The organism is Halalkaliarchaeum sp. AArc-CO (genome assembly GCF_024972735.1).
In the GTDB taxonomy this organism is placed as follows: Archaea; Halobacteriota; Halobacteria; order Halobacteriales; family Haloferacaceae; genus Halalkaliarchaeum.
Genome location: NZ_CP087723.1, coordinates 1,703,642 through 1,715,686 on the forward strand (window position 1 = coordinate 1,703,642; position 12,045 = coordinate 1,715,686).

Annotated in this window: 12 protein-coding genes; 7 read left to right on the forward strand and 5 right to left on the reverse strand. The window is 64.4% G+C overall.

Annotation, left to right across the window (positions count from 1 at the left end):
• Positions 1-40: 40 nt before the first annotated feature.
• Entirely contained in the window at positions 41-274 is a 234-nt protein-coding gene (locus AArcCO_RS09105) for a DUF8132 family protein (RefSeq protein WP_259533111.1), read from the reverse strand.
• A gap of 4 nt (positions 275-278) precedes the next feature.
• Positions 279-557 (reverse strand): acylphosphatase, encoded by a 279-nt coding sequence (locus tag AArcCO_RS09110; protein ID WP_259533112.1) that lies wholly within the window; start codon positions 555-557, stop codon positions 279-281.
• Between the two features lie 77 nt (positions 558-634).
• Here AArcCO_RS09110 and AArcCO_RS09115 point away from each other — a divergent pair, with 77 nt between their 5' ends.
• The 3 genes from AArcCO_RS09115 to AArcCO_RS09125 all read left to right on the forward strand — a co-directional run bounded on the left by AArcCO_RS09115 (position 635) and on the right by AArcCO_RS09125 (position 5,991).
• Positions 635-2,089: a phosphohexomutase domain-containing protein gene (locus AArcCO_RS09115; RefSeq protein ID WP_259533114.1), complete on the forward strand. Its 1,455-nt coding sequence runs from the start codon at positions 635-637 to the stop codon at positions 2,087-2,089.
• An 86-nt stretch (positions 2,090-2,175) separates the two neighbouring features.
• Positions 2,176-3,546 carry a geranylgeranyl reductase family protein gene (locus AArcCO_RS09120; RefSeq protein ID WP_259533115.1) on the forward strand — a complete coding sequence of 457 codons (1,371 nt, stop codon included), beginning with the start codon at positions 2,176-2,178 and terminating at the stop codon, positions 3,544-3,546.
• Between the two features lie 201 nt (positions 3,547-3,747).
• The gene (locus AArcCO_RS09125) at positions 3,748-5,991 is read left to right on the forward strand and encodes an NADP-dependent malic enzyme (RefSeq protein WP_259533116.1); all 2,244 of its coding nucleotides are present in this window, start codon (positions 3,748-3,750) and stop codon (positions 5,989-5,991) included.
• 73 nt (positions 5,992-6,064) lie between these two features.
• On the opposite strand, the gene AArcCO_RS09130 is transcribed toward AArcCO_RS09125, so the two are convergent.
• Positions 6,065-6,349 carry a DNA-directed RNA polymerase subunit L gene (locus AArcCO_RS09130; RefSeq protein WP_259533117.1) on the reverse strand — a complete coding sequence of 95 codons (285 nt, stop codon included), beginning with the start codon at positions 6,347-6,349 and terminating at the stop codon, positions 6,065-6,067.
• Positions 6,350-6,443: 94 nt separating this feature from the next.
• Between AArcCO_RS09130 and AArcCO_RS09135 the strand changes: the two genes are divergently transcribed.
• The 4 genes from AArcCO_RS09135 (at position 6,444) to AArcCO_RS09150 (ending at position 10,739) form a co-directional block, all read left to right on the forward strand.
• Positions 6,444-7,640, forward strand: coding sequence for an NAD(P)/FAD-dependent oxidoreductase (locus AArcCO_RS09135; protein WP_259533118.1), 1,197 nt, complete (start codon positions 6,444-6,446; stop codon positions 7,638-7,640).
• Positions 7,641-7,645: 5 nt separating this feature from the next.
• Positions 7,646-8,755: an NAD(P)/FAD-dependent oxidoreductase gene (locus AArcCO_RS09140; RefSeq protein ID WP_259533119.1), complete on the forward strand. Its 1,110-nt coding sequence runs from the start codon at positions 7,646-7,648 to the stop codon at positions 8,753-8,755.
• A 182-nt stretch (positions 8,756-8,937) separates the two neighbouring features.
• On the forward strand, positions 8,938-10,389 hold the full coding sequence (locus AArcCO_RS09145; RefSeq protein ID WP_259533120.1) for a sodium-dependent transporter: 1,452 nt from the start codon (positions 8,938-8,940) through the stop codon (positions 10,387-10,389).
• Positions 10,389-10,739 carry a DUF8026 family protein gene (locus tag AArcCO_RS09150; protein WP_259533121.1) on the forward strand — a complete coding sequence of 117 codons (351 nt, stop codon included), beginning with the start codon at positions 10,389-10,391 and terminating at the stop codon, positions 10,737-10,739. The genes AArcCO_RS09145 and AArcCO_RS09150 overlap by 1 nt, the downstream gene beginning before the upstream one ends.
• 66 nt (positions 10,740-10,805) lie before the next feature.
• Here AArcCO_RS09150 and AArcCO_RS09155 read toward each other — a convergent pair whose 3' ends face one another.
• On the reverse strand, positions 10,806-11,252 hold the full coding sequence (locus AArcCO_RS09155) for a GtrA family protein (protein ID WP_259536416.1): 447 nt from the start codon (positions 11,250-11,252) through the stop codon (positions 10,806-10,808).
• Positions 11,252-11,983 (reverse strand): glycosyltransferase, encoded by a 732-nt coding sequence (locus tag AArcCO_RS09160; protein ID WP_259533122.1) that lies wholly within the window; start codon positions 11,981-11,983, stop codon positions 11,252-11,254. The genes AArcCO_RS09155 and AArcCO_RS09160 overlap by 1 nt, the downstream gene beginning before the upstream one ends.
• Between the last annotated feature and the right edge of the window lie 62 nt (positions 11,984-12,045).

Here is a 12,045-nt window from a genome sequence, read left to right on the forward strand (position 1 = left end):
GGCTTCGATTTTTCGTTTCCGTGATCGTCGGCCCGACGGTTCAAAACTCGAACGCGAGCCGTGCGGCCTTCGTCCAGCCGAGGATCATGAGAATCAATCCGCCGATGAGTGCAAACAGCGCGATCATGAGCGGTTCCCCGGTGACGGACTCCCCACTGAAAAAGGCCCCTTCGAGGAGCATGTATCCGCCGTACCCGAGCACCGCAGCGCCGACAGTGCCGACGAGGAACCACGGATACGCGAACACGTGAACCAGAACGTGGTTGGTGGTCACTGAATCACCACCTGACCTCGAACCCATCTAGTCCCGTGGGCTGTTCGTACTCGACGTCGACGTTCGAAACGTCGGCGGCGGGGCTGCCCTCGTGACACCAGTCGACCAGTTGCTCGACCGCCGGTTCGGACCCCTCGAAGACGGCCTCGACCCGGCCGTCCTCGAGGTTCCGAACCCAGCCGTCGACGCCGAGTTCTCTCGCCGTATCACGCGTGTTCGCCCGGTAGAACACTCCCTGTACGTTCCCCGAAACGTACACGTGCGCTCGCGTTTGCTCGCTCATACGCTACTCTCACCCCTTGATTCACTTATAGGTATTCGAACCGACGGACTCAGGTTACCCGCGTTCGATGCACGTGTATGGATCTGTTCGGGACCGCGGGTATCCGGGGGGACGCACGCACTCGAGTGACTCCACGGCTCGCACTGGCGGTCGGGCAGGCGGTCGGAACCGGAATCGGAGAGCAGGACGCCGGGACCGGCCTCGGGCGGAGATCGGAAACGGGCGGCCCGCCCGAGGTGGTGATCGCCCGTGACGGCAGGGACACCGGTCCGGCGCTTTCGGCGGCGATGGAGGCCGGGGTGGCCTCGGCCGGGGCCCGTCCCCTGCGGGCGGGACAGCTCCCCACACCGGCGCTCGCGTACGCCTCGCGCGGGCGCCGCGGTGTGATGCTCACCGCATCGCACAACCCACCACACGACAACGGCATCAAGCTGTTTGCGGACGGCAGCGAGTTCCACCGCGAACTGGAGGGAGAACTCGAGGAGGCGATCGCGGCGGGAACTGAACCGGCCGCGTGGGACGACTGGACAAAAGCGGAAACGACGAGCGTTCTTCCGGCGTATCGGCGAGCAGTCGTCGAATACGCGGCGTCGTTCAGCGGAGTCGGATCCGACGAGGAACCGCCGCTTGCGGGGATGCGAGTCGCCGTGGACTGTGGCAACGGGATGGCGTCGCTCGCCACGCCGCAGGTGTTGCGCGAGCTCGGTGCGACCGTCCTCACCCTCAACGGCAACGTCGACGGTCACTTCCCGGGGCGGGAGAGCAAACCCACCCCGGAATCGTTGTCCGATCTGCGCCGGTTCCTCGCCGACGCCGACGACGTCGCGTTCGGGATCGGCCACGACGGGGACGCCGACCGGATCGTCGTCGTCGATCCCGAGGGGGAGGTGATTCACGAAGACACGATCCTCGCGATTCTGGCCGAAGAGTACGTCCGGCGGTCGACAGCCGACGAACCGGGAGCCCGATCGAGCGATCCGGTCGTGGTAACGACGCCGAACGCCTCGAGCCGGATCGACGAGCGCGTTCGGGCGGCGGGTGGGCGCGTCGAGCGCGTCAGGCTGGGTGCTCTCCACGAGGGGATCGCGACTGTCGAGGCCGACGGTGGGGACGTCGTCTTCGCCGCGGAGCCGTGGAAACATATCCACACCGCGTTCGGCGGCTGGATCGACGGCGTCGCAAGCGCCGCCGTAACGTCGTGTCTGGTCGCCCGCGAGGGGTTGGATGGGCTCTGTGCCCCGGTGTCCGCGCGACCGTATCGGAAGGTGAGCGTCGACTGCCCGGACGACCGGAAAGCAGGTGCGATGGAGCAGCTTTCCGAGACGCTACCGGCGGCGTTCCCCGCGTCGAACGTCTCCACCGAGCACGGGATCCGACTGTCGTTTCCCGACGATTCGTGGCTGCTCGTTCGTCCCAGCGGGACCGAGCCGTACGTCCGGTTGTACGCGGAAAGCGACGACGTCGAAGAGCTGGTCGCCAGCGCGCGGGACGCCATCGAAGGTGCCGTCGAAGCTGCTGCCCGCGCAGAATGAAGGCCGCCGTAGCAGGTTCCTGACCGTGACTCCCCGACGCAATTCGGGATAAAGAGTTTTGCTCCCCCGGCAGTCACAACAGTGCAATGACCGCCCAGGAGTACGACATGGTCGTGGTCGGCGCGGGCACCGCCGGCTGTTACGCCGCCGCCACAGCCGCACGCGAAGGGCTCGACGTCTGTATTGTCGAACGGAAAAACGAATCGGAGGCAGGACATATCGCCTGCGGAGACGCCCTCAAGGGAGCGGACGCGTTCCCGGACGCGATCCCGAAGTCCCAGATCGAGCCGGCGATCACCAACCCTGCGGTCGATCACGGTCGGTTCGAGATCCCACAGGAGGACACTGTACTCGAGATCCCCGTCCCGGGGGAACTCGCAGTGATCGATCGGTGGGAGTACGGGAAACGGATCATCGACGGGGCGACCGACGCAGGCGTCCAGATCGATTACGAGACGGTCGTCGCCGACGTGAAACAGACCGACGACGGGCGCGTCACCGGCATTCGCGGGAAAAAACACGGCAACGTCGTCGAGTACGACGCGGACGTGGTGATCGACGGCGCAGGATCGCTGTCGATCCTGCAGGACGCGGCCGATCTCTCCGAGGGGACCTTCGACACGAACGTCTCGTTTTCTCAGTTCAGCTCCGCCTATCGGGAGATCGTAGAGGTTCCCGAACCCGTCGAGTGGGACGACGCGCTGGTGTTCAAACCGACAGAACGGTCGGCGGGGTATCTGTGGTACTTCCCCCGGACGGAGACGGAGATCAACGCCGGGTTGGGATTCCAGATGAACGAAGAGCCGATGAAGCTGGTGCAGGACCTGAAACGGGACCTCCAGAACCGACCGGAGTTTTCCGGTGCGACGGTGACGGACAAACTCGGCGCGGCGCTTCCCACCCGGCGACCGTACGACTCCGCAGTCGCCCCCGGATTCATGGCGGTCGGCGACGCCGCCGCACACGTCAACCCGACGACCGGCGGCGGGATCGCCGGCGCCGCCTACGCAGGCAAGTACGCCGCAGAGGAGGCAGTCGAAGCGATCACAGACGGTGACGTCTCGGAGGGGGCACTGTGGAAGTACAACGAACGAGTGATGGACCACTTCGGCGGACGATACGCCGGGCTCGACGTGTACAACATCCTCTCGACAGCGGTCGACGTCGACGACCTGATGGGGCTTCTCGCGACGCTGCCCGGGGAGAAACTCGCCGAAGCGCTGTACTCGGGGACGACGTCGGTCGGGCTCGGACTCAAACTGAAGACGGCGATACAGAGCTTCGGGTACTGGGGGCAGATCTGGAACTTCTACGAAACGAAGTCGCTCGCCGACGAACTCATCGACGAGTACGAACGGTACCCCTCCTCGCCGGACGGGTTCCGGGAGTGGCAGCGCCGGCGCGACGGGATCATGGATCGGATCTACGAGACCACCGGCGCGGAGCCGAAGTACTGACGACGACGTTTTTACTCTGGGTTCGCGCGCTCGCCCGGCGCATGCGTCCCGCTGGAACGATTTCTCGACGGTCCGGACAGTACAAAACTGGAAGCCGACACCGTCGGGACCGATCGACAGCGCGGGCCTGTTCGACGTTCGACGAATAAATCATTCGACACCGATACATAGATTTTTACTTGCCCGCAGGGACGTCCCACCATGGGACTGGAAGACGACGCCCGCGAGTACCACCGGCGAGATCCGCCGGGGAAAATCGAGATATCGACAACGAAACCGACGAACACCCAGCGAGATCTGAGTCTCGCGTACTCGCCCGGTGTCGCTGCGCCCTGCATGGACATCGACGACGACCCCGAGAAGGCGTACGCCTACACCGCGAAGGGGAACCTTGTCGGCGTCGTTTCGAACGGCTCGGCGGTGCTCGGGCTCGGGAACATCGGTGCACAGGCGTCGAAACCCGTCATGGAGGGGAAGGGTGTGCTGTTCAAGCGCTTCGCCGACATTGACGTGTTCGACGTCGAACTCGATCACGCCGATCCCGACGACTTCGTCCGATCTGTGGCCGCGATGGAGCCGACGTTCGGGGGGATCAACCTCGAGGACATCAAGGCCCCGGAGTGTTTCGAGATCGAAACCCGGCTCCACGAGGAGATGGATATCCCGGTGTTTCACGACGACCAGCACGGCACCGCGATCATCTCCGGCGCCGCGCTGTTGAACGCGGTCGACATCACCGACAAGCGGATCGAGGACATAGAGATCGTCTTTTCGGGCGCGGGCGCTTCCGCGATCGCGACCGCCCGCTTTTACGTCTCGCTCGGAGCGAAAAAGGAGAACATCACGATGTGTGACTCCTCGGGCATCATCACGGAGTCGCGGGCGGTAGAACTCAACAAGTACAAACAGGAGTTCGCCCGCGACGTACCGGAGGGCGACCTCGCGGACGCGATGCGCGGCGCGGACGTGTTCGTGGGATTGTCGATCGGCGGGATCGTCTCCCCGGAGATGATCAAGTCGATGGCCGCAGACCCGATCGTGTTCGCGATGGCCAACCCGGACCCGGAGATCGACTACGAGGCGGCGAAAGCCGCCCGCGAGGACACCGTCATCATGGCGACCGGCCGATCGGACTATCCGAATCAGGTGAACAACGTGCTGGGATTCCCCTTCATCTTCAGGGGAGCATTGGACGTTCGCGCGACCGAGATCAACGAAGAGATGAAGCGGGCGGCCGCACGGGCGCTCGCGGAGTTGGCGCGAAAGGACGTGCCCGACGCCGTCGTCAAAGCCTACGGCGATCAGCCGCTCCAGTACGGTCCCGAATACGTCATCCCGAAACCGCTGGACCCGCGGGTGCTGTTCGAGGTCGCGCCGGCGGTCGCACGGGCGGCGATGGAGTCTGGGGCCGCCCGAAAGGAGATCGACATCGAGGCGTACGTCGAACGGCTCGAAGCTCGCCTCGGAAAGTCCCGGGAGATGATGCGGGTCGTGTTGAACAAGGCGAAAAGCGATCCCAAGCGGGTCGCGCTGGCGTCAGGGACCGACGAGAAGATGATCCGTGCCGCCTACCAGCTCGAAGAACAGGGGATCGCAGAGCCCCTGTTGCTCGGCAACGAAGAGAAGATTCAAAAGACGGCACGGCGACTGGGGCTCGCCTTCTCGCCGACCGTCGTCAATCCGCGAAAGGAGAACCACGAGGAGTACGCACAGCGGCTCTACGAACTCAGAAAGCGGAAGGGGATCACGCGAAGCGAGGCCGAGGAGCTGATCAAGCGCGACTCCAACTACTTCGGAAGCGTAATGGTCGAACAGGGAGACGCCGACGCCCTGCTCACCGGCCTCACTCACCACTACCCGTCCGCGCTTCGGCCGCCCCTGCAGGTGATCGGAACCGCAGAGGACACCGATTACGCCGCGGGCGTGTACATGCTGACGTTCAAGAACCGCGTCGTGTTCTGTGCGGACACGACCGTAAACCAGTCCCCCGACGAGGAGGTGCTCGCGGAGGTCACGCGCCACACTGCCGAACTCGCACGCCGGTTCAACGTCGAACCGCGTGCGGCAATGCTGTCGTACTCCAACTTCGGCAGCGTCGACAACGAGGGGACCCGGAAACCACGGCGTGCAGTCGACATGCTCCATCAGGATCCCGAGGTCGACTTCCCGGTCGACGGGGAGATGCAGGCGGATACCGCCGTCGTCGAGGAGATCCTGAACGGCACCTACGAGTTCGCCGAACTCGAGGAGCCGGCGAACGTGCTGATCTTCCCGAACCTCGAGGCGGGCAACATCGGCTACAAGCTGCTCCAGCGGCTCGGCGGCGCGGAGGCGATCGGCCCGATGCTCGTCGGCATGGAAAAACCGGTCCACGTTCTCCAGCGGGGCGACGAAGTGAAAGACATCGTCAACCTCGCCGGAGTCGCGGTGGTCGACGCCCAGTAACCGATCGGAGGTGAAAGCGCCGCCGGGGGAGCACCGCTGGGGGAGCGCCGCCGGAAACGTCCGGGTCGCTCGACTATACCGCGGCGTCGAACGCCGCAGTGAAGTCGTCGGTCTGGTCGCTCACTGCCTTTGCGGCCGACTCCAGCGCGTCGAGGGGATCGACGTCGCCGTCGGTCGTGATCGAAAGTACCGGATCCGTCTGGCCGCCCGACTGTTCGGGGTTCATGTCGTAGGTCGCGGCCTCGACTCCGTCCTCGTCGAGCAGCGCGCCCTTCAGCACGTTCATGAACGTGTGGTCCTCCCCAGCGATCTCGATGCGGAGTTCGACGTCCGTCTTCTGTATGACCCGCAGTTCCATAGCTCCTTTTTGCCTGTTCGAGGTTTCAACGTTTCGTATCGGCTACCGCCCCGGCCGAGAAAGCTATTTGCCTGCCCCCCGACTGCCGACGTACATGGGAACCCAGTCGCTCCCGGACCGGGCCGACGTGGTGATCGTCGGCGGCGGGATCGTGGGAACGAGCACAGCCTTCTTTCTCGCCACGGAGACGCAACTGGACGTGGCGCTTCTGGAGCGAGACAACATCGCCAGCGGTTCGACCGGTGATTCCTCGGCGATCCTTCGCCACCACTACGGCCCACAGGAGATCTACACTCGGATGGCCGCCTGGAGCCACGAGTTCTACCGGGAGTTCGAGGAACACACAGGCGAGCCCATCGCGTACGAACCGAACCCTCTCGTCAGGCTCGGCCGGGAAGACACCCCCGCCGGTCGCTACGCCCGGAAGGGGTTCGACGTACTGTCCTCGCTCGGGATCCCCGTGAGCGAATACGATCGGGACGCACTCGCGGAGGCGTTCTCGATGCTGTCGCTCGGTGACGTCGAGTTCGGCATCGTCGACGAAACTGCCGCCTATTCGGACGGGGCCGACGCGGCCGGCGGCTTCGCACGGGCGGCTGCGGAACACGGCGCGACGGTGCTCACGGGGATCACCGTCGACGATTTCCTGGTCGAGGAGGGGGCCATCACGGGTGTAACCACCGACGCAGGGACAGTTCACACCGGGAAAGTCGTCGTGGCTGCGGGACCGTGGACTCCCGAGCTACTTGCGCCACTCGGCGTCGAGATACCCGTCACGCTCACGAGGGAGGAGGTACTTCTCCTAGAACCGGGCGAGGGGTTAGACCAGGGGGCCGTCGGACAGATCCCGACGACCGCCCCGCCGGGCGGGGACTGGTACGTGCGGTCGGACTTCGGCGACGGCGTCCTGATCGCGACACACCACACCGGGAAAACCGTCGGTCCGGACGCGCCCACCGGCACGGTCGAGGAGTCGACGGTGCTGGAACTGACCGAATCACTCGTCGAGTTCGTTCCCGAACTCGCCGACGCGGGTCTGCGTGGCAGTTACGGCGGGATCTACTCCAACACGCCGGATCACGACTTCGTGATCGATCGGGTCGGACCGGACGGCTGTCACGTCGCCTGCGGGTTTTCCGGACACGGCTTCAAACACGGCCCAGTCGTCGGGAAGGCACTGAGCGATCTGGTCGCGGCGGGCTCGACTGACGCCTTCGACGTCGAGTTCTTCAGCCTGGACCGATTCGAAGACGATCCCGCCGGCCACGGCAAGCCGGCCGACAGCATCTAATCGCCATGAAACCCACAGTAATCGTCGGTGGCGGCATCGTCGGTGCGAGTCTCGCGTACCACCTCTCCGAGGGGGAACGTCCCGTCAAACTGTTCGAAAAGAACTCGCTGGGCTCGGGGACGACGGCCGCGTCGATCGCACAGTTCATCCGATATCAGGAAAGCCCAGATCGGGCGGAACACGAGCGCCGAGAGCTGTCCTGGGAGTGGTACGAACCGCTGATCGAGGCGGGCGAGTTCGAGTTCGACCCGATCGGAACCCTGCATACGGGCTCCTCGGAGGACGAGATGACACATCTCCGGGAGCTATACGCGGCATACGACGAGTTCGGACTTACCGCCGAGCTGGTCTCGCCGTCGGATCTTTCGGCGTATGGGCTCGATTCCGACAGGTTCGCCGGGGGCCTCCTCGTCCCCGACGACGGCGTGCTCGATCCCAACGAGATAATCCAGCACATGGTCGCCCGGGCTCGGGACCGCGGCGCGGAGATCGAGACCGGGGTCGCCGTCACCGACGTGATCGTCGAGGAGGGCGCCGTCGCGGGCGTCGAGACGACGGAGGGGCAAACCGACGCGGAGCGAGTAATAAACGCGGCCGGACCGTGGGCGCACGAAATAAACGAAATGGTCGGCGTCTCCGCGCCGCTGCGCCACACGGAGGGGCCGATCGTCGTCCTCCAGGCGAATCGGAATCACCCAGTTCCGCTGACGTTCTTCGAGGACGAAGTGTACGTGAGACAGGAAGGGAGCGGTGACCTGCTTGCAGGTCGGTTCGCCAGGGCCTACGAGGACACCACGCGGTTCGATCCGGATCACGCCCGGCCCATCGAGGAGTCGTACTACCTCACCGTCGCCGACGTTATCGACCGGTACTTCCCGTCGTTTTCGGACGTTCGGATCCTGAACGAGTGGAACGGCCTTCGGACCGTGACCCCGGACGGGCTGCCGATCGTCGACGACACCGCTGTCGACGGCTACCTGCTCGCTGTCGGGATGAGCGGCTACGGGGTCACGACGGCGCCGGCGCTCGGCGAACTGGTCGGAGAGTGGCTACGGAGCGGGATAAAGCCGGATCTGCTCGAGCCGCTCGCGCTGAATCGATTTGACACACAGTAATCATTACTGTTCAGGATTCCGAAAAAGGAAGTGACTGCTCGAGGCGTTCGTCCGTTCGACCGTGGAGTCATCGGCCGTTGTCACGAGATGAAATCTCATGGTACAACCTATCAATCATCATAGGGAACCATCAAGAATTAAGTACTTTGTGGTCGCTTGCCAGTAGTGAGGCATGGTATGACATGAGTGATGCTGAACTATCACGCGCAGAGTGGGGGACCCGGTTCGGGTTCCTGATGGCAATGATCGGCGCCATGGTCGGCTCCGGGAACATCTGGCGGTTCCCGTTCGTACTCGGGGAGAACGGTGGGGGAGCGTTCCTGCTTGCGTTCCTGATACTGTTGTTCCTTATCGCCGTTCCCGGATTGATGGCCGAAACGGCGCTGGGGCGGTACAGCGAGAAAGGTGTTATCGGGGCGTTGCGAGACTGTACGGGCCCGGGAGGAATGGCCGGGCTCGGGGTGATCGTCATCCTCGTGAACATCGCGTTGATGACGTACTACTCGCCTGTGGTCGGCTGGATCCTGTATTACATGCTCCAGTCGTTCACCCTGGAGTTCACCTCCGCGGGCTTCGAGGCGGAGGCGTTCTGGACCGCGTTCACCAACAGCCCGGGCATCATGGTCCTCATGCACACGATCGTGATGGCCCTGGTTGCGGGCGTGCTCGTGCTGGGTATCCGTGACGGCGTCGAGCGGCTCGTCGTGTACGCCGTTCCGGGGCTTGTGATCGCCCTCGCCGCGATCGCGATCCGTGCCCTGACCCTGCCGGGTGCCGCCGAGGGGCTCGAATTCACCTTCACAGTGCAGTGGGAGTACCTGCTGATCAGTGACACGTGGATCGCCGCGCTCGGTCAGGCGCTGTTCTCGACCGGTCTCGGCTGGGGTATCGCGATCACCGTCGGGAGCTACCTGCGCGAGTACGACGACGCGCCGCTGGGCGGTGGTTTCTTCACCGCGATCGGCGAGGCGTCGATCGGCGTGCTCGCGGCGTTCGCGATCTTCCCGCTGGTGTTCGCCTACGGGCTGGATCCGGACGCGGGCGCCGGGCTGACGTTCATCACGCTGGTGCAGGTGTTCGAGCCGATGCCGATCGGCGACCTGTGGGCGATCGTCTTCTTCGTCGGGTTCTTCCTCGCAGCGTTCACCTCCGCGGTGGTCATCACCGAGGTGAGCGTCACCACGATCTTCGAGGAGAGTCCGCTGAACCGAAATCAGAGCGTGTTGGCGGTCTGTAGCACGATCTGGCTGCTCGGCCTGCCGAGCGCCTACTCGGTGACGTTCCTCGACTTCGCTGACTTCACGTTCGCCAACTGGGGGCTGCCGCTGGCCACGCTGGCCGTGATGGTCGGTATCGGCTGGTACTTCGGCCCCGAACGGCTCCGCGTGCTGTCGGTGAACAAGACCAGCGGGATCTACGTCGACACGTGGTTCAACCCGATCGTGAAGTACCTGATCCCCGCCGTGATGGTCGCGATCATGGCGTTCTTCGCCTACGAGAACTTCATGGCCGACGAAATGATCGCGGGCGTCGGCGTCCTCATCGCGTTCCCGATCGCCGGCTACCTGATCATGAAATACGTCGACAGATCGAAAGCAACTACCGGAGCCGCAGCACCGGGAGGTGACGACTGATGGCTGAACCAGCCGTCGTGGTCGGACAGGTCGCAGGGATTTCGCTCGAAGCCTGGATCGGGATGGTCATCGCGATCATCGCGTTCTGGGTGCTCGCCACGTGGGCCCTGTTCAAGACGCTCCGTCAGGACGAACGGAAGATGGAAATGATCGAGCGGCAAGGCAAAATCGAGACGTACTCGCCGAAGGCGCTGCAGGATCTCCGCGACTGGATCGAGACCAATCCCGACGATCCGCTCGTCGAGGAGGCGAAAGACGAGTACAACGACTGTGTCGAGTCGCTCAAGGAGGTCGAGGAACCGTTCTACGACTGGCCACAGGAGAAGATAGACAACCTCGAGAAACTGTAGCGAGCGTCGCAGTCGCGAGACGAACCTCTCGTCGTCGATTTTTCCGGTGTCTTCGAACTGCCTCAGCTACCGGTCCCGAAGCACCCGCCAGGTGATCAGACTCTCTGCGGTGTAGTTGAAGACGAACGCACACCCGATCGCGATCGGGAACGTCAAAAACGCCCACACGTCGGTTCCGGCGAGGACGACGCTGACGTCGAGTCGGGTGAGCGTTCTCACGACGAGAAACTGGACCACAAGCCCGCCGCTCCGGACGAGGTTCGACTTGAGCAGTCTCCGGCCGGTCGAGAGTACCCCGGATTCCCCGTGTTCGGGGAACGTCCACCGGTCGTTGACGAAAAACATCGCGATGATCGCACACTCGGCGCCGATGACCTTGGCGTACTCCGGCGGGAGTCCGCCGATCGTCACTGCAGAACTCACCGAAAGATCCAGCACGGCGCCCGCAGCGCCCACGGAGAGGAACTTTCCGAACCGGTCTGCGGTGGCCAGTTCCCGGATCGCCGCGGTGATCACGCGTCGATTCCCTCCCCCTCACGGTCGGTTTCGCGCCGCACGTTCCGGGCACACAAACTGGCCGACAGCAGGGTTCTCGCCATCCGGACTCCGTCATTCGCCGGCGATACCGTCGAACCGGGCTGGTCCTCCCACTCGATCGGCACCTCCCGGATCCGGTAGCCCAGCGCAGCCGCGGTCGCGATCAGTTCGATGTCCCAGCCGAATCCGGTTTCGGTCAGATGGTCGCGAACGTCCCTCCAGGCGCCTGCGGTGAGCGCTTTCGCGCCACACTGGTAGTCGTACAGCCTCGCTGGGAGCAACCGACGGGCCGACCACGCGAACGCGTCCCCGAGAACCCGACGGACGACGCCCTGATGACCGGAAACCCGCGAGTCCGGATGCCGCCGCGAGCCGACCGCGACTGGGACCTCACCGCGGACGACCGGGGTGACGACCGCCTCGGCCGACCCCGGCGGCGTCGCCCCGTCTGCGTCGAAGAACGCCAGTACGTCGGTTTCGAGCGCGTCGAACCCCTCCGTTATCGCCGCCCCCTTCCCCCGGCGACGGTCGACCGCGTTGACCGTCGCGGGCGAGTCCCCGAGCGCTGCAACGACGTCCGGATCCGGATCGTCGAGCTCCAGCCGGATGACCTCGGGCGCGAGAACCGACTCCAGCTCCCGGAGATACGACAGCGTCCGCTCGACGTCCGGGCGAAACGCGGGGACGACAACGCCGACGGTGGACACGAACGACGGTTTCGTCGGAGGGCTTAAAAACCCGTTCGAATCCGAAAGCGTATGGTGGATCG